This window comes from Peribacillus sp. NPDC097895, assembly GCF_050277555.1.
GTDB lineage: Bacteria > Bacillota > Bacilli > Bacillales > DSM-1321 > Peribacillus.
In genome coordinates this window covers 1,721,409-1,740,291 of the sequence record NZ_JBNNSH010000001.1, presented here as the reverse complement: position 1 = coordinate 1,740,291, position 18,883 = coordinate 1,721,409, and the positions used below count along the sequence as shown (strand labels likewise).

Below are 18,883 nucleotides of genomic sequence, written 5' to 3'. Positions count from 1 at the left end.
CAAATGAGAATCATACGTATATTACAAGGCTTTTTGTCACACCCATTCAAAAAGGAGGGGAAAAATGAATATATTATTTGTTTTTTATGTTCCAAGTGGTGGAGTTGAAACATTAAATCGACAACGATTTAAAGCTCTTAAAGAACATGGTATCCATGCACATTTTCTTTATTATGATAATAGAAGAAGTTTCTTGAATGACCACGGGGCGCCAACATTTATAACGAACGATGATGCTGAAATCAAAAAAATATTAAAAGATGGAGATTATTCCGCTATCGTTGTCGTTTCAGATTTCCAAGCACTACCAAGATTCAGGTCTCTGGGTTATAAAGGAAAAATGATTATAGAAATTCAGGGATACGGGCCGAAAAATGTTGCAAGAGAGGTATTTACTCATGCCATCCGCCATGTCAATGCCCATGCTGATGGATTTCTTAACCCAAAAACTCCGCACATCATGCAATTATTAGATGAACTTTACCCTTCGTTCCCAACATTCAGTTTTAATAATTGTTTTGATACAAATAAGTTCTCTTACAAACCATTACCATTAGATGGCTTTAGAAAAGTTGCCTGGATAGGAAGAATCGAGGATAACAAAAATTGGAGTGAATTCCTCAAAATAGGTTATCAACTCATAAACAATCATAATCCTAAAATACAATTACTTATGTTCGAGGATCCCACGTTAAGTGACCCTGAAGAGAGAATGAAATTTTATAAATTAATAAACCGATTACGTTTAAGCACAAAGCTCACTTTACACTCCAATGTTCCAAATTCCCAAATGGCAGATTATTTTTCCATAATTGGCGATTCCGGAGGCTTTTTATGTTCCACTTCCAAAGTGGAAGGAGCCCCTTACGCACTCCTAGAAGCGATGAGTTGTAGATGCCCTGTGCTGACGACGGATTCCGATGGTGTAAGGAGCTCAATCATTCATAATCAAACTGGAAAGTTTTACACGTTAGGAAACCTCGATAATGCCGTCAAAGAGGCAAAGGAATTAATGAATAACCAGACCTTAAGAGAAAGTATCCGATCGAATGCCCTTGAGCATGTAAAGACTAATTTTAGTCCTGATTTGTATGCTCGAAATTTCATCAATATGCTTGAATCCTTAGGAATTCACTCTGAATAACAAGAAACAGCCGGAATTTTCGCATTCCGGCTGTCTTAAAGGGTAGAGTTAAACTAGGGAACTAGTTTTATAAGCTTTGTTCCAGGTTGAACTTTTTCAATTGATTTTGTTCATCTTCTGTAAGTGATTGAAGTTTATCATTAAGAAGTTGTTTAGCCAAATCATATAGTTCTATATCCAATGCGTTATATTTCTTAATTAAATTTATTAAATCTGATGGCACTTCATCTTTTGCCAAACGATTTTTAGTTATATTTTTTCTAGTATAATGAATATCTCCCCAAGCATATTCCTTTTTAAGGCAAAAAAGTGTTTCATTGAACAATTCGGTGACTCCAACCACTGAAAATGTCTTTAGGTTTTCTTTGGCTATTTCAATGTCAGGAATTTCCTGGCTGCCGCATACCATTAATGTTTGTAAATTAGGTGCTTCAGGACCTTTGACTACAAACTCCTCCAAAGTCATGTCTTTTACCATTTCATATCCTGGATAATCCCTCAAAAAATAATAGGATGATATGACACGGTCTACCGGGTCACGCAACATCGTAAAATAATTGAAGGGCCGTGAAAACTCCTGATGTATTCCATAAAAATAATGTCCTGTAATCGCTTTGATATTCCTCTTTTCCACTTCCGTTAATTCGTCCATATTCATCATCTTCTTTTGGAAAGAGTCATGATCATATATTTCACTAAGCTTGTATTGTTTTTTAAATATTTCATTTAAAGTCATTCCCCCTGTTTTGGGAATATGCATAAAAATATCCAGATGATATTCGGACATAGATGATTTCCTCCATTTCATGTCATAAAAAGCGTGCTTTATAAATTCTCCAGATTTTTTTTAAGAAGTGGTCGGTAATGGGTTTCAATCGTGAGGATATCTTCTAACATTTCGGGTTGGAACCTGCTTGTACCCGATTCTTCGTGTATCCTGAATTTTGTTAAGACTTCATCTAAATAATACATCTTAAAGCCATTTACCAATAAGCGAAGCCACATTTCATAATCATGTGTATACCGATGATATGGATTAAAATAACCCACCTCATCGAATACGTCTTTTTTCAATACCACAGTACAGCCATTCACCGCATTACGAAGTAAAAAAGCATGATACACTCCGTTTTCAATATCAGAAAAGCGTTCTCCGGTCCAAGAAAGAATGACTTCATCATTTTTGTCGATACTATCAAAATTCGTAAAACTCACATTTGCATCATGATCGAGCATGAACGAAATTTGCTTGGACAACTTTTCAGGTAGAAAAAAATCATCTGAGCTTAACCAAGCGACATATTCCCCCGTAGCAGCCTGTATCCCATGATTCAATGCTGTAGCAGTTCCTCCGTTCTCTTTTTTTAAGTAACGGATCTTCTCCAAGAACGGCTGGATTTTTTCATTGAAAGTTGTTGATCCGTCATCCACAACAATTACCTCTATATTCTTATAGGTTTGATCAAGCGCACTTTGAATGGCATGATCTATATAGGAACAATTATAAAAGGGAATGATGATTGATACTTTCGGCTCCATCTTCTACCTCCTAAAAACATTTTATAAAAAGGATTCATCCAACTACTTTCATTTGTTTTATTCACTATTCCTTTAATCCTCGATGAAAGGCAAGGATGTCCATTAAAGATGATTCAAGTGGGATACTTGGCTTCCACCCTAAGTTCATTAGCTTAATCGGAGCAATGGCTCTACTATTTTCGATTAAATCATTTCGTTGTGATTTCACCTTTATTTCATCTGTCGTTACTGCCCTAAATCCTTCAATGATTTCTCCCAGGGATCGATTATTGCCAGAAGCAACATCATACGTTTCGCCAGGCTTCCCCCTTTTCAAAAGAAGGTCATATGCTCTCACTGCATCTCTTACGTCCAGAAAATCACGTTGAACATTCGGATTATCGACTTCAAGCACCTTTTCCGTTCCGTTTTTTTCCATATTGGCGATTTTTTGTGCAAAAATAGAACAAACTCCATTGGATATTCCAGGTCCAATTAGATTGGATGGTTTTGCAATGATGATGTCCAATTTATATAAAACTGCCCATGATTGTGCTATAAGTACTTGAAGTGTTTTACTTAAACTATAAGGATGGGGTATTGAGGAGATGGAACTAGGATCAATTTGAAGAGCTGATCCAACTATCACGATTTTACAGGTTGGACTTTCTTTACGAATGGCATCGATTAAGTATGCAGTGGACATCGCATTTGCCTCAAGGGTTGAAACGGGTTCCGACCATGATTCCCCAACGTGGTTTTGTCCAGCTAAATGAAGAAGGTATTGAGGTTTGGCTCTTTTGATGAGGTTGTTTACATCGTTTCTATTAGTCAGATCACAACATTCTGCTTGTATCTTACCTTCGATATTCATCTTTTTTCTTGAAACGGCGGTTATATCATATCCTGATTTCAGGAAGTGTTCGCATGCATGCTGGCCCGTAAACCCACTAGCCCCAGTGATGATTAATTTACTTCGTTGATTCATTGATTTCTCATCCAATCGTTATTTATATTAATAACCATTATCATCAACTCATACGTTACAAGGTGTTACATTCAATAAAGTCACTTCGGATTATACTGACCTCATCCAAACCCTGACACCATCAAACCTCTTTAATCCTCATATATTTCATCTTTCACCAAAACACAGACTCTCTATTACATTATGTCTTATTCCCCCTTGTTGCTATGGGCTTCTCTCACATCTACTGTTAAAAGGGCCCTTTCCATTTACTTATGTTTGAACGATGTTTCGCTTAATCTCCTAGATTCCTATCGCGAGTCTTTGGATGCTTTAAATGGTGCGAGTGCTCGTTTCCCACGGGTATGTAAGGATGTTGTTTATTTCAGGACGTTATATGTAACGTGGCAAAATGCCGGGTCGAACGAGATGCTTATATAGATAAAGATTAATGAAGAGAAAAAGCAAGCGATTTTTGTATTAACTATTTTTTATAAAATGGATAACTTGTCAATACAAAATCCTCATCGCATTAATATGTTAGAGTATTCCAAAAAAAAGAGGTGTTACAATTTGGGAACATTTTTAGATGCACAAATTTCACAGAATGCCAGTTATAGGGACTCCATCTCGATACCAGTTACCACTACATCGGCACTCTTCGGCACATTGGGCCTTAACACTACGAGTGCTGGACCGAATATTCGGGTAGAATTCACTTTCACCGCAACTCTAAGCTCTATAGCTGCCATATTAACTCCGATTAACATTGAAGTTTATAGGGGGACAGGCCCAGGCAGGGTACTTGTCTATTCAGGACAACAAACATTACCTGTTGCAGGTTTAGGAGTTGCCTCCGAAACGATAGTCACCTTAGCAGGTGCGGACTTTAATCCACCCTCCCCAAATAACTTTTTAACTTATCAATCGTTCATCAGTATACCTGGCGGAACTGTCATTGCACCAACTCGTACTGGCCCCGAAAGCTTTTTCGCAGCTGCCTATTCCAATTGATTACGTCCCTTGATTGAATGGCAATGAATATAGAATCTCAAGTTTTATAATGGCGAGTACTTTTTTGTTGGACAAGTACTTGCTTTTTTTTAATGAGATCGATATTAAAAAAACTAGGATGTCTTAGAAATAAGCTACATAAAATCATGTGATTCGTCTAGTACATCAAATTTCCCCCGAATAATTATAAAGAGATAACTTAAAATGGATAATCGAAAGTATGAATGAAGGAGAGATTACCGTGAAAATATTACTTGCCACTTTTTGGGTAACGCCACATGTGGGCGGTGTATGGAACTATATGCAGCAATTAAAGGAAAAGCTTGAAACTTTAGGTCATGAGGTCGATTTCCTAAGCTATGGTGAAGACCATGAATATGTTCATATCATTAACGAAAATCGCAGGATATATAGAGATGCACTGCCGCCTGAGGAAATTTCCATATTGATGGAGCAACATAATGCCCCCACTCATGGAGACCCAGTGATCCACTATTACGAAACACGATGTAATTTTTTCCAGCTAGGAGCCAAACATTTAGGGTTGGAAAAATATGATGTCATTCATACACAAGATATTTTTTCCACCGTCTGCATTAACAGAATAAGATCCGAAAAGACTGCTCTAGTCGCCACCCTTCATGGTTGTGTTGCCCACGAGCTTAAGAACGCGTATTACACCTCCAAAACGCAAAAAAAAAGCATCGCAAAAAAAGGGCGTCATTATTTTAATCAATTTGAATTTGATGGCGCGACTTCAGCTGATCATACGATTGTAGCCAATGAATGGATGAGAAATATTTTAACAGAAGAATTTAAAGTTCCGAAAGAACAACTAAGTGTTTTTCATTATGGATATGATATCGAATCCTTCCTGAAGCGAGTGGACGAAAAATCCGATATTCAACGCCCAGCCGATAAAAAAGTGATTATTTATACAGGTCGATTGAATGAGTTTAAAGGAGTGCACCATTTAATAGGCGCACTTATGCAATTAAAGGAAACCAGAAATGATTGGGTTTGTTGGATAATTGGGGACGGTCCCCAGGAAAAGGAATTGAAAAGTAAAAGCAAGGCCATGGGGCTGGAAACTGACGTGATCTTTTTGGGAAGACGGGATGATATTCCTTATTTGTTATCCATTTCGGATATTTTCGTTCTGCCAACCTTGATGGAAAATCAGCCTTTATCAGTAATAGAAGCACAAATTACTGGAAAGGCCGTCATTGCCAGTGATGTGGGAGGAGTTCCTGAAATCATTGAACATGGAGTTACGGGTGTATTATCACCTGCCGGGGATGAACAAATGTTAACAACCCATATTAATTACTTATTGGAGCATGAATCATACATGAAAAACCTTGGATTAAATGCCAAAAAATGGGGTATTGATCATTGGTCCCCTGATAAAGCCGTTCAAAAAGTGCTAAGTGTATATGAAAGTGCCCTTTCCAAAAAAAGAAGTAACTAATATGATACTGCCACTTTCCATGTTGTCAGCTTCTTTCTTCCTCCTCTTTTTAGAGAATGCTAGGTAACTGCTTAAACCATTATTATTCATATAACATACAATAATAAAAACATATAAAAGGAGTATGATGTATGAAGGCTATCGTGACTGGAGGGGCTGGGTTCATAGGTTCCCATCTCGTTGAAGAACTTATCTCAAATGGTGCCGAGGTACATGTATTGGATAACATGATATCTGGATACACGGACTATGTACATCCCAATGCCATCATCCATACTGAAGATATATGTAGTGAGACAGCTGGACAAATCATTGTTAAGGAAAAGCCTGATGTTGTTTTCCATTTGGCTGCACAGGCGGATGTGAGCCGCTCCATTCTCGAACCTCAATATGATGCCGATGTTAATATCAACGGAACAATTAACATTCTCAAGGCATGTCATGAATCATCTGTAAGGAAGCTGATCTTTTCTTCTACCTCCGGTGTTTATGGTAATTTACAAAAAGACTTGATTTCCGAAAATGACCTGACAGGACCCATTTCTTATTATGGTTTATCAAAATTAACTGCCGAATCATATATCCGTTTATTTCATCAACTTTATGGGCTTCCGTATACAATTCTCCGGTATGGAAACGTTTATGGGCCTAGACAAACAGCAAAAGGCGAAGGCGGAGTCGTTGCAGTCTTTTTAGAAAAACTCAAAAAAGGAATGCCTCTAAGCATTCACGGTGATGGTGAACAAACCCGTGATTTCATATATGTGAAAGATATCGTACATGCAAATATCGCTTCAGTGAATCGAGGAAACCAAGAAACAATCCAGGTCAGCACTGCACAGAAAACATCTGTAAATCACCTATTGAAAATGCTAACACAAATTCATGGCTCCAAGGTGGATACGGTCCATTCTGCCGCAAGAACAGGAGATATTAAACACAGCTGCCTTGATAACAGGAAAGCACGGCAATCGCTGAATTGGTATCCAAAGACCGATATTTTCCAAGGGTTATCCGAAACGTATTCTTTCTCAACTAAAAAATAGTTCAATCGATAATCCACATATATGTCCGCCCTCACTAAAACCACCAATTTTCAGGATATTTAATCCCTTACTTTACATTTTCAATTTATCCATTTACTGATCTGTGGAGTGAATGAGGAGACTTTTTATCTGGAGTTAAGTTAATTATTCATTGAATGAAAGTGTATCGTTTCTGACTTTACACTTTATACCGCAGGAACAGTTCATAAATAAAACCGGATAAAAAAAGACGCTGTGTTTTTATCCTGATAATCTCCCGAATACCTTTGTTTCGGGAGATTATTAGCAGTATTGAACGGGCAAGCATCTAGAAAGGATTCATTAAACGATGATGCCCCTAAGTTTGGACAAGTTTAATTGTCCATTTATTATTCCTTCCAAGTGAGTTACCCCATCAATCATAAGGCAGCCCGCTAAATAGAATAACGCTTACAATTCTCTTGACAGATTACTAGTTTACAATCTCCTCTAGCCAAAGATTCTTCTATGAAGTAAAAGCCAAAAATGATGCTACTATTTTTTCTTTTTCAATATGGAACTTATTATGTAATATACTATTAGCCCCTCAAAGTATTTGACCATTAATACTAGTTGTTCATTCAGGAAAAAGACTCCTCGGAAGGTAACTAGCCTTTCACATTTCTTTGGATGTAACTTTTCTTGACTGAATACTTCTATGCGAAAGGAAGTTTCTTACACGAAGAGATCTTTACATTACAAAAAAATAAGTATATCTCGTTTTTTAGTCTTCAATGGTTTGTTTGCCTGCCCCACCAGAAACTTAGGTGGTTTTGTTCTTCCAGACTCCATACAAATCGTTTTCATCATGATTCATTTAGCGAATTCTTCTATTTTCTTCCTGCTTTTTCATCCAATCTCTTAATTCCACTAACATTTTTTCGTAAGTAGGCATTTTGTATTGAAAATCATTTCTTGTATTTTTTATGGATCGATCCAGTTTGATTATTGAATCTGGAATGATTTCCACATCCGTTTTCTTAAAGGTTTGCTGCATCAATTTTAATAGGGCCGCTTTTGATATTTTTTCATCTGCACCCAGATGATATAACCCAGTAATGTTCTTTTGGATCATCGTGTCCAGTGCCTTAGCCAGCTCGAGAGTCGTTACACCATTCCATAGCACTTTTTCGTATCCTTTTATTTCTCCCTTTTGCTTCATGAACCAAAGGAATAAACCAATTCCATCTTCTTTTAGCTCCGGGCCAATTATGGAGGTGCGTATTGTCAAATGTTTTTCACTAATAATTTCCCCCAAATGTTTGGATTGACCATAAATGGTCGAACTGTCAGGAATATCATCCTCGGTATAATCTCCTTTATTACCCGAAAATACACAATCTGTACTTATATGGATCAATTTTCCATTATTACGTTCTGTCAATTTAACAAGCTGGTGGGGAAAAACACTGTTTACCTGAAAAGCGAGTTTCGTATTATCATTTGCATGATCATTTAAAATGCCAATACAATTTATCGTAACGTCGGGTTTTACTTTGTCCATAATTTCCTCAAGACCCGTTAAATCGGTTACATCCAAATATAAACCCTTTTTATCATTCCGATCCCTTGATGTATAGCTAACCTGATACTTGGGGTCCCCTGTGAAATAGTCCTTTATTACATGGCCTGCCATCCCTTGTCCACCAAGGACTAGTACCTTCATGTTAAATGAAGCCCCCTTTCTTTAACATTTCCTTAATTTGGGCTTTTTCCATTAGTCCTGTGCCAGAGTTGTAGTCTTCCAAACTAACAGACTGGTATTTGGAATAATGCTCCTTTATACCCTCTATGTGAATGGCTGGCAGTATAACATAATATTCATCATCATAGGCAATTGCCGTTGTGCTTTCGTATTCTGAAAGAAGGATTTCATGGAGTTTTTCACCTGGACGGATGCCTAGGACATCCACTTCCACATCTACTTTATTGGATGCTTCTATCAACACTTCGGCTAGGTCAATAATCTTACAGGAAGGCATTTTCATCACGAATATTTCTCCGCCGACACTTTCAAATGTTGCCTTGAACACCAATTTTATCGCTTCTTGAATGGTTAGAAAGAATCTCGTCATATTTAAGTCCGTTATACCGATTTTTCCCTTTTCTTTGATTTGCTTTTTGAATACATGAATGACACTTCCATTAGTTCCCAAAACGTTTCCGCCGCGGATACATACAAACCTAGTTTTCGTGTTTAATGTATTAGCGTGAATGATCAGCCTTTCTGCCATCGCTTTTGAAAGGCCATAAAAATTGGATGGATTTGAAGCCTTGTCTGTAGAAATATTTATAACTGAATGAACATTACAGCTAATGGCTGCTTCTATGACATTCTGTGTTCCAGTCACATTTGTTTTTAATGCTTCAATGGGTTGGTCCTCACAAACAGGTACATGCTTTAACGCTGCCAAATGAAAGATATAATCAACACCTTGGCATGCTTCCAATAAAGCTTCCTTCTCTTTTACGTCACCGATAATGAAATGCAATTTCGGATTATTATCAAACTCCTGTTTCATTGTGAATTGATTGGACTCATTCCTTGAAAAAATACGGATTTCGCTTGGTTCATATTCTAATAGCTGTCTAACCAATTCATAACCCCATGAGCCTGTACCGCCTGTTACCAAGATTGTTCGATTCTTAATCAATTTCATGGCCTCCCAGTATTATTTTAAGCACTTTATCCGAAACGTTTCTATGGTCGTAGCCTTCTGGAAAAGTCCAGTCTTTTTGCTGGTTAACCATAATGTTTACACAATTGACGATTTGTTTTGCATCAATTCCCGATAACATATTGCTGCCCGACTCAATCGTTTCAGGCCGTTCCGTAGTTTTTCGAATTGTAACGGCAGGTACATGGAACAAGCAACATTCTTCTTGGACGGTTCCACTATCGGTCAGTACACAAAAAGCGTTTTTTTCAAGCTTTACAAAGTCGAAGAAACCAAAGGGTTCATGGAATTCTATCAGTGGATGTACATCTAAATTGGGACTGAGTTCAATGCGGGATTTTGTCCGGGGATGTAAACTGCAAATGATTCTTTTTTGATAGGTTTCGGCTACTAAATTAATGCCCTTCATAATTTCCAGCAAACGGTCTTCATAGTCTACATTTTCAGCACGATGGGCCGTAACGAGGAAATAATCCTCCTTATCCAGATTCAATTTATCCAAAATGACACTTTGCTCAATCTCATTGTTGAAATGGTTCAAAACTTCGTAAATTGGGTTCCCCGATAAATAGATTCTTTTACTTGGGATACCTTCATTCAAAAGATTCTCCTTACTTTGTGGAGTGTAAGGTAAATTCAAGCTTGAAACAGCATCAATGATCCGGCGATTTTTTTCTTCTGGCACTTCCAGGTCAAAGCAACGGTTTCCCGCTTCCATATGAATGACCGGGATCCCCAGTCTTTCTGCCAGGATGGAGCTAAGCCCGGAGTTCGTATCCCCTAACACTAATACTTTGTCCGGCTTTTCATTTAACAGGATGGTTTCTAAATTCATGAAAATGGCCGCTAACTGTTCTCCTAGGGTTTTTTGTTGATTCAGCAAGACATAATCAGGTTTCCTTACCTGTAGCTGTTGGAAGAATATTTCGCTTAAGGATGTAGTGAAATTTTGTCCAGTGTGTACTAGAATATGTGAATCAGCGTACTGATCCAATTTCTTTATTATGAGACTTAATCTGATGATTTCAGGTCGGGTCCCTAAAATGGTCATTACTTTCACGATTTGCACTCCTTATTCTTTTCTGGTATATGGCCTCTCCGTCTACCCTTTATTGTATGCACTGCCAATCCTGTTGATATAGGCTAACCTATTAGATTTCGGTCTATTTAAACAAATAACCGCCTTTATAGCCTGCGCTTACGACCCTGTCCTAGACACAGTTATAGACTTTTTTCCTGAAATCATTATTGATTGAACTCCATATCAGTCTATTAAAAAAGCTATATATCCTTGTGAGGACATATAGCTTTTTATCATTTTTGGAATTGTAATTGATGCAGATTGGCAAAGATGCCTCCCTGCTTGAGTAAGTCATCGTGACGTCCCTCTTCGGCAATTCCTTCTTCCGTAACAACTATGATTTTGTCAGCGTTTCGAATAGTCGCCAATCGGTGTGCGATGATCAATGTAGTTCTGTTTTCAGCAAGTTCAGTAAGAGCCTGCTGAATGATTCTTTCCGTCTCAGTATCGAGTGCAGAGGTGGCTTCATCGAGAATTAATATTGGCGGGTTCTTCAAGAACATCCTCGCTATTGCAATTCTTTGTTTCTGTCCTCCCGATAATTTCAAACCACGTTCACCTATTTGTGTTTCATAGCCATCCGGAAGTCCTTCAATGAAAGTCTCCAAATGGGCTTTTCTTGCAGCTTCAGAAATTTGTTCATCCGTTGCATCAAGCATTCCGTAAGCAATGTTCTCTTTTAAAGTGCCTGTAAAAAGAAACACATCTTGCTGAACAATGCCAATTTGTGACCGCAGCGACTTTTTCGTCATCTCCCGAATATCAATTCCATCAATGGAAATTGAGCCGGAATTAACATCATAAAATCGCGGGATCAATGAACATATGGTCGTTTTGCCTGCTCCTGATGGCCCCACAAAAGCGACGGTTTCACCAGCTTTAATATTCAGGTCAATTCCTTTTAAAACGTTTTTTTTGTCTTCATATTTAAAAGAAACGTCTTTAAAGGAAATATCCCCCAAAAGGGAAGTGACCGCGATTGCATCCTTTTTATCCACGACATCAGGCGCTACATCCAAAAGTTCTGTAAAACGTTTAAAACCAGCCATTCCTTTCGGATAGAGTTCCATCAGCGCACTGATCTTGTCAACTGGCTTAAATAAGACGTTAACATATAAAACGAATGCAACTAGTTCTCCATATGAAAGCTGCCCATGAAAGGTTAGCCAAGCTCCCATCACCAATACGGCAAGGGTCATAAACCTTGTCATCATGTAGATGCCTGATAGACTAAAGGACATTACCTTATATCCAAGGAGTTTCGCTTTACGGAATCTGCGATTATTCGCGGTAAATCGGTCCATTTCGTATGTTTCATTAGTAAAGGATTGTACAACCCTCACTCCTGAGACGCTGTCTTCCACACGGGCATTTACATCCGCAACTTCGGTATACATTTGCTTCCAGGCTTTATTCATCTTTAAATTACTTATGACAATTATCAAAACGAGGAACGGTAATATACAAACAGAGATGAGTGCCAGTTTCACATTGATTGTCAACATAATCCAAAACGCGCCTATAAAAGTCATGAAGGCAATAAATACATCTTCGGGCCCATGGTGAGCAAGTTCCCCTATATCGAACAGATCATTGGTGATCCGGCTCATGATATGGCCGGTTTTCGTGTTATCAAAAAAACGAAAAGATTGTTTTTGCACATGTTCAAATAATTCCTCACGCATATCAGTCTCAATATTGATACCCAATTTGTGACCCCAGTACCCTACAATGAACTGTAACAAGGTACTAATGATATAAAGAAGTAATAAACCGGCACTTACTGATACAATTGCAGGCCAATCATCGCCAGGAAGCAGTGTATCTATAAACCACTGAACGGCTAGCGGGAATGCCAGTTCAAGTACAGCAACAACCACTGCACTGAAGAAGTCAATAATGAATAACCGCTTATGCGGCAGGTAATACGAAGCAAAACGTCGAATCATCAAATTTTTCTCCTTTTTTACATATATTAAGGAGTATAATTGTATATTCAATAATCAGCAAGCATTTCAGGTTCCCATGCTTAAATCATGGTAAGATTATCTGTATAGAGCAACCCAACCCGGCTCATACAATTTATTCGTTTAAGGAGTGAATCCCGTGTAAATAAAAAACCCATCTAAAAATCAATGGACTTATATCTCGCAAAAGGATGGTATACATGAAAAATAAATCGTTTCGACGCCTTTGGATTTCTCAGGCGTTTGCAAATCTAGGGGATATATTTTATGTAGTCGGGTTGATTTCACTTATATATGCCTTAACTGGATCTGCCTTTTATTTGAGTTTGCTTCCGTTCACAACAACGATTTTTCGGTTTATCAGTAGTTTACTTGCACCACTCGTTATCGACAGGTTTCCTTTAAAAAGAATTCTTGTACAATCGCAATGGTGGAAGACCATTTTACTTGTTATCCTGGGAATCTATATTACAAATTTCAATCAAGGTTTCGCTGTTGTCATTATATCCTTCATCGCCTTGATCTCCTTATTGGATGGAGTCGCTGCCCCGGTTAGTGCAGCTTTGGTTCCTCAATTAGTACCAAAAGAAGAGCGGATGAAAGCGAATGGTTTCTTGAATGTTATCACCCAGACGATTTTTGTCGCTGGATGGCCGCTTGGTTCTGTCTTATTAATAAGTACCAACAGTAGTTTCATCATTTGGCTTACGGTTATACTATTTGCCGTTTCATTGATCTATGCAATAAAAATCGAAGTCTCTGAACAAACAACGGATAACGTTCCTACATCAAACCGTGATTCGATAATATCCGGATGGGTGGCGATTCGCCAAATCCCAACTATACGTACACTCATTTCACTAGATTTTATATCAACTTTAGCTTCAAGCGTTTGGGTGGCTGCCGTAATATATGTATATGTAGAACAGAACTTACAACTAGGTGAAGAGTGGTGGGGTTATATTAACACTAGCTACTTTATCGGCATGATCATCAGTGGATTGATCGTCATCCGTTTTGCCAAGTTACTTGAAAATCATGTCGGCTTCTTTATTATTTTCGGGCTATTTCTCAGTTCACTTCTGACATTTCTTTTCGGATCGACGAGTATTCCAGCATTGGCTTTGTTGTTTGCATGTCTTTACGGTCTCCCAGAACAAATCCGGGAAGTGATTTACACCAAGCTATTCCAAGACCATGCATCGGAAAAGACTCTAGCGAAAATTTATGCAGTTTGGGGAGCGGTCATCAATCTAACATTTGCCGGTTCTGTTTTGCTATTAGGCTATATCACAGAAACATACAGTGTCAAAACAACGTTTCAATTTTCTTCAACCTTGATATTCCTGGCCTTTCTTTATGCGATTTTTAAAAGAAAGAAATTACAAGGGAAGGAAGTATGATCATCATGCTCAACTCATCTTATTTACTTAACTGATCTTTCATTCATTTTGTTCACCGTATATGAAAAGGAGCCTTCATTTCAAGGCTCCTTTTCTTTTTAATGGATTCAAGGCAGATTCGGGCACGATTGACTCTTCTCATTATCTTACCTGGTGTGAGTTGGATGGGTCCTGACAGAAGTCCCTCATCTACACGAGCCAAACCATTTGAAATTTCCCTGATAAAAGAAGTACTACGTCCTCATTTCACCGCCTACACGAAATCATTCTATTTAATGGTCATTATATTCTGCTTTATGAACGCCCAATTCTGCGGAAATTCCAAACCAATCTGCCAATAAGTTGCACCAATCAGTTCATATGAATCAATCGTTTCATATTTTGCGCTTATCGAGCGAATATCTTCAAACCAGACGACATGATCCGAGTTTTCTCTTCTATAAGAATAGGTAGGTGATGTCGCTGAAGTGTCGAATGTGATTTCAGAACCGGTTGCAATGGCAAGATTTTGGGCATTTTTAGCTGATAATGCCTTCGTCTCATTGCTTGGTACAATCCAATCGTATCCATACATAGGAAATGCCGACTGCAATTTATACTCAGGGATATTCGTCAAAGCATATCGGAGTACCTCGACCATCCACCAAAGTGGGGAAATTGGTTCGGGTGGGCCCGTTGGATATCCATAATCAATGGTCATCACGGCAACAAGGTCGGCTACCTCGCCAATCCCCTGATAATCATGACCGCCTACAATTCGATTCTCAGGATTATCTGCTGTTTTTGCATGTACGTTAACATGAAGAATTAGTTCGTTCAAACCCTCTTTTAATTCTTTTAAAAAAACCACATAATCAGAACGTCTTGCTGGAGGGATGAATTCAATGTCCATGCTGACTCCCCCATAGCCCTTCTCCCTTACGAAATTCAGCAAACTATTGATTAAATTCCTTCTATAAACTGAACTAGTTAGTACTCCACCAGCCAAGTCAGCATCAAAATCACCGTCTTGAAAATTCCGGATCATCAATAGCGGCGTCACCCCGGTTTGTTCACATTTAGCAATAAGGGGAAGATCATCACCATCAACGAAAGCATAACCTTCTTCGTTAAAGGAATAAGCAACAATGGCTAAATAGGATAATTTATCACCATTATTCTCAAGTGTTTCAAATACCACTCCCTCTGAACTAGGGAAAGCAAAACCAAGCGTGATCAATTGATTTTTGTAAGGAGACGGAATCATGATTTCCGTACCGACATCTAGTGAATTTGCATCCATTCCGGGATTGGCTTTCATGATGGATGCTACACTCGTGCCAAAACGATTGGCGATTCCATCGAGGCTATCCAGACTTTTTATTAGATACCTTCGATTCACCACATTTGCATCTGGTATATACAACGCCAGGCCAGGAACCAAAGTTGTTGATTCCAATCCATTGACTTCGATGATCCTTGACGGGTCAACTTTATTTTTCTTGGCGATTTCCCATAGGCTCTCACCTTTTTTCACAATGATGATCGTCATTCATAACCCTCCAAACTCCCTCCAAAAAGTTTATGTTATCTATGTATTTAGATAGAACGAATTATTACATTTTCATAGGATGAATATCCTGTACATGTATATTTCAAAAGCTGTCTAAAGTCTAAAACATCAAGTCCTTACAGCCATCAAAAAGAGGTTATCCAAAAGGACAACCTCATACTATACACCATCATTCGATTTCTCGTTCCAACCCATTCTTCAATGACACATCAAAGTAAATTCTTTATATCATAAAACTTCCCGTTCTCCAGTTCTTCCACTTCAAGTAACTTCAATAGTTTTTCTGCCACCAATTCAGGGCTCCTTAACATGCCCTTTTCTTTATATTCATGAAATTTGTTTCGGTCGGAAAAGTCATGTTCGTCTGCAGAACGGATTGTTCCTTGCATCTCCGTGTCCATTACACCTGGTGAAAAAGAAATGAGAGACGTAGGGAAGGACACTTTATCCTGTTCCACCCCCGCTACCCTCGTGAACATTTCAAGCCCCGCCTTTGTGCTGCAGTAGGCTGCCCAACCATGATAAGGATTCTTTGCTGCACCTGAAGATATGTTGACCATTACCTTCTTGCTGTTCCAATCCTTTGTTTGTTTGATGAATTCATCTGCCAATACGATGGGTGCCAAGAAATTCACCCGCATGCTGATTTCCAAGTTTTCCTGGCCAAGATTTCCAATTGGCTTGATTGGTTCGATAACACCTGCATTATTAATGAAGTATATGTCACTTTTTTGATCCACTACCGCCAAGACCTCAATAATCAACGAAGTTAACTTTTCCGTTTCATTTAAGTCCATGGAAATAACAGTAAGCTTCGTCCCGAATTGAGCAGCCAGTTCAGCCATATCAGGATGGGCTGTACGAGAAATTAAAATGCAATGATCACTTGTCTGCAAACATCTCTTGGCAATGGCAGCACCTAAACCTTTTGAAGCTCCTGTGATAATGAAAGTTTTCATAGCAGTTCCCCCTTTTATTGTTTATTCTCCATTGTACCAAAAGAAGCGGCCCATATAGTAATGGGCCGCTTCTTTTATAATTACAAAATGGGTGATAACAGTCTTGCGATGGACTCTTTAAAACGAATCCATTTTGAACGCTTTTCAAACTCTTCAATGGTAAGTTGCCTGCACACTTCTACATCCTTATAAAAAATCCTCGTAAGTGTTTCGGCCATGCCTTCGTCGTATATGAAGGCATTGACTTCAAAATTCAATTTAAAACTTCGGACATCAATATTTGCGGTCCCCACCGAAGAGACCTCTTCATCCACGACAATCATCTTCGCATGGATAAATCCATTATCATAGATGAAAATTTTAGCCCCAGCTCTTAATAACTGCCCTGCATTGAAAGTTGTCGCCCAATATACGAAAAGGTGATCAGGTTTATTGGGTATCATGATCTTTACATCCAATCCTGACAAGCTGGCTATCCTGAGAGCATCCAATAAACTTGCATCCGGAATGAAATAAGGTGTTTGAATGAGAATCGATTTTTTAGCTGAAGAAATTAATTTAATATAGCCGTTTTTAATTTGTTCCCATTCAGAATCCGGCCCACTTGTCACAATTTGCAAATCTATATTGCCTTGAGGCTCTAAAGTAGGAAAATAATGGGGCTGATAAATGATATCATGGTGCTTTGATGCCTGGTTCCAGTCCAGGATAAAACGGGTTTGAATGGCTTTGACTGCCGCTCCCTTTATCCGAAGGTGTGTATCTCGCCAATATCCAAATTTCGGATTAAGCCCTAAATATTCATCTCCTACATTAAAGCCGCCGACATACCCTACCTTTCCATCTATGATGACTAGCTTTCGATGGTTACGGAAATTCAACCGTAGATTTATAAACTTTAACTTGGATGGAAAGAATGCCTCCACACGGCCGCCAGCCTGCCTAAATTCCCTAAAAAATCTTTTGGTCATTCCTCTTGATCCCAACTCATCGTAAAGCAGGCGAACTTTGACACCTTCATTGGCTTTTTTAGTCAAAGCATCAATGAATTGTTTACCAAGACCGTCCCTTTGAATAATGTAATATTGTATGTGAATGTGGTTTTCAGCCTCTTCGATATCTTTAAATAGCTGTTCAAACTTCATTTTTCCTTCCGTAAAGATATCAACTTGGTTATCTTCCGTAATAACGGCATCATTGTTTCGAAGGTGCATATAAATCAAATCACGATAATTACTCGAAGACGCATTTCGAAAAGGAAAATGATCCGTAGATAGCTCTTCCATCTGTTTATCAAGGATTTCTTCAATCCCTATCTTCTTCTTATCCTCCCATTGGAATAAGTGCGCGTGCCTCAAACTCGTTCCAAAAAGAAGATATAAAATAAAACCGACTACAGGCAAAAAATATAATACCAATAACCAAGCCCAGGTCGTGCTCGCTTCCCTTCTTTCAAAAAATATAACGATCGTAGCGAATAATATATTAAGAATGATAACGAGGCCGAGCAAAACCGATGTAACATGCGTAAATTCCATAGCATAACCTCACTCAATTTTTATCCCTTTAAGGATAACATGCCAATTCTTTATATCAAAGGATTTGCTTATTTGAAAAAGAAAACCGAGAATTCACAAAAATGGGCCTCTTCCTATGGAGGCCCATTTTTAAAAAAACATCCACCGAACCTTAAAATTTCCCAATATGGGAGGATGCCTTATCCAATTATTAACCAAAAAACACAAAATGTCTTACCGGCTTTTCACTAATAAATTCACGGCTTCTTTAACAAGATCCTCGGGATTATTTTCTCCGGTTTCATTAGCTTCCCGTACGCATTCTACAAGATTCGAGCTTACAATTACCCCAATTGTCCTATCGATCGCAGATCTAGTGGCAGATAACTGCGTTACTACATCTCTACAATCTTTGTTTTCTTCCATCATTTTCAAAATACCACGAAGCTGCCCTTCAATTCGTTTGACTCTATTTTTCATCTGCTTTTCATATTCCATGTGAGGTGGACCTCCTACCCCTATAACTTATAATTTTCATCCTGACATCA

At 38.4% G+C, this 18,883-nt stretch carries 16 protein-coding genes; 5 read left to right on the top strand and 11 right to left on the bottom strand.

Annotation, left to right across the window (positions count from 1 at the left end; all coding sequences use genetic code 11):
* Positions 1-64: 64 nt before the first annotated feature.
* Positions 65-1,144, top strand: coding sequence for a glycosyltransferase family 4 protein (locus ACQKMH_RS08405; RefSeq protein ID WP_427586930.1), 1,080 nt, complete (start codon positions 65-67; stop codon positions 1,142-1,144).
* Between the two features lie 67 nt (positions 1,145-1,211).
* Here the strand turns inward: ACQKMH_RS08405 and ACQKMH_RS08400 are convergent, their stop codons facing one another.
* The 3 genes from ACQKMH_RS08400 to ACQKMH_RS08390 all read right to left on the bottom strand — a co-directional run bounded on the left by ACQKMH_RS08400 (position 1,212) and on the right by ACQKMH_RS08390 (position 3,650).
* The gene (locus ACQKMH_RS08400) at positions 1,212-1,931 is read right to left on the bottom strand and encodes a sulfotransferase family 2 domain-containing protein (RefSeq protein ID WP_427586929.1); all 720 of its coding nucleotides are present in this window, start codon (positions 1,929-1,931) and stop codon (positions 1,212-1,214) included.
* Positions 1,932-1,969: 38 nt separating this feature from the next.
* Positions 1,970-2,683, bottom strand: coding sequence for a glycosyltransferase family 2 protein (locus ACQKMH_RS08395; RefSeq protein WP_427586928.1), 714 nt, complete (start codon positions 2,681-2,683; stop codon positions 1,970-1,972).
* Between the two features lie 64 nt (positions 2,684-2,747).
* Positions 2,748-3,650 carry an NAD-dependent epimerase/dehydratase family protein gene (locus ACQKMH_RS08390; RefSeq protein ID WP_427586927.1) on the bottom strand — a complete coding sequence of 301 codons (903 nt, stop codon included), beginning with the start codon at positions 3,648-3,650 and terminating at the stop codon, positions 2,748-2,750.
* Between the two features lie 552 nt (positions 3,651-4,202).
* Between ACQKMH_RS08390 and ACQKMH_RS08385 the strand changes: the two genes are divergently transcribed.
* The 3 genes from ACQKMH_RS08385 to ACQKMH_RS08375 all read left to right on the top strand — a co-directional run bounded on the left by ACQKMH_RS08385 (position 4,203) and on the right by ACQKMH_RS08375 (position 7,160).
* Complete coding sequence (locus tag ACQKMH_RS08385) at positions 4,203-4,643, top strand: hypothetical protein (protein ID WP_427586926.1); 441 nt, start codon at positions 4,203-4,205, stop codon at positions 4,641-4,643.
* A 241-nt stretch (positions 4,644-4,884) separates the two neighbouring features.
* Positions 4,885-6,114, top strand: coding sequence for a glycosyltransferase family 4 protein (locus ACQKMH_RS08380; protein WP_427586925.1), 1,230 nt, complete (start codon positions 4,885-4,887; stop codon positions 6,112-6,114).
* 131 nt (positions 6,115-6,245) lie between these two features.
* On the top strand, positions 6,246-7,160 hold the full coding sequence (locus ACQKMH_RS08375; protein WP_427586924.1) for an NAD-dependent epimerase/dehydratase family protein: 915 nt from the start codon (positions 6,246-6,248) through the stop codon (positions 7,158-7,160).
* Between the two features lie 835 nt (positions 7,161-7,995).
* On the opposite strand, the gene ACQKMH_RS08370 is transcribed toward ACQKMH_RS08375, so the two are convergent.
* The 4 genes from ACQKMH_RS08370 to ACQKMH_RS08355 form a co-directional block, all read right to left on the bottom strand.
* Complete coding sequence (locus tag ACQKMH_RS08370) at positions 7,996-8,844, bottom strand: dTDP-4-dehydrorhamnose reductase family protein (RefSeq protein ID WP_427586923.1); 849 nt, start codon at positions 8,842-8,844, stop codon at positions 7,996-7,998.
* Between the two features lies 1 nt (position 8,845).
* Positions 8,846-9,832, bottom strand: a complete 987-nt coding sequence (locus tag ACQKMH_RS08365; protein ID WP_427586922.1) for an SDR family NAD(P)-dependent oxidoreductase — start codon at positions 9,830-9,832, stop codon at positions 8,846-8,848.
* Positions 9,825-10,916 carry a non-hydrolyzing UDP-N-acetylglucosamine 2-epimerase gene (gene wecB, locus ACQKMH_RS08360; protein ID WP_427586921.1) on the bottom strand — a complete coding sequence of 364 codons (1,092 nt, stop codon included), beginning with the start codon at positions 10,914-10,916 and terminating at the stop codon, positions 9,825-9,827. Before wecB ends, ACQKMH_RS08365 begins: the two co-directional genes overlap by 8 nt.
* A gap of 254 nt (positions 10,917-11,170) precedes the next feature.
* A complete protein-coding gene (locus ACQKMH_RS08355; RefSeq protein ID WP_427586920.1) occupies positions 11,171-12,886 on the bottom strand; it encodes an ABC transporter ATP-binding protein in 1,716 nt (571 codons plus the stop codon).
* 218 nt (positions 12,887-13,104) lie between these two features.
* Between ACQKMH_RS08355 and ACQKMH_RS08350 the strand changes: the two genes are divergently transcribed.
* Entirely contained in the window at positions 13,105-14,307 is a 1,203-nt protein-coding gene (locus tag ACQKMH_RS08350; RefSeq protein WP_427586919.1) for an MFS transporter, read from the top strand.
* A 268-nt stretch (positions 14,308-14,575) separates the two neighbouring features.
* On the opposite strand, the gene ACQKMH_RS08345 is transcribed toward ACQKMH_RS08350, so the two are convergent.
* From ACQKMH_RS08345 to ACQKMH_RS08330, 4 genes are all read right to left on the bottom strand, one after another.
* The gene (locus tag ACQKMH_RS08345; RefSeq protein ID WP_427586918.1) at positions 14,576-15,838 is read right to left on the bottom strand and encodes a glycosyl hydrolase family 18 protein; all 1,263 of its coding nucleotides are present in this window, start codon (positions 15,836-15,838) and stop codon (positions 14,576-14,578) included.
* Positions 15,839-16,068: 230 nt separating this feature from the next.
* Positions 16,069-16,818, bottom strand: coding sequence for a (S)-benzoin forming benzil reductase (locus tag ACQKMH_RS08340; RefSeq protein WP_427586917.1), 750 nt, complete (start codon positions 16,816-16,818; stop codon positions 16,069-16,071).
* Between the two features lie 80 nt (positions 16,819-16,898).
* A complete protein-coding gene (gene cls / locus ACQKMH_RS08335; RefSeq protein WP_427586916.1) occupies positions 16,899-18,356 on the bottom strand; it encodes a cardiolipin synthase in 1,458 nt (485 codons plus the stop codon).
* A gap of 213 nt (positions 18,357-18,569) precedes the next feature.
* The gene (locus tag ACQKMH_RS08330; protein WP_230155606.1) at positions 18,570-18,833 is read right to left on the bottom strand and encodes a metal-sensitive transcriptional regulator; all 264 of its coding nucleotides are present in this window, start codon (positions 18,831-18,833) and stop codon (positions 18,570-18,572) included.
* Positions 18,834-18,883 lie beyond the last annotated feature (50 nt).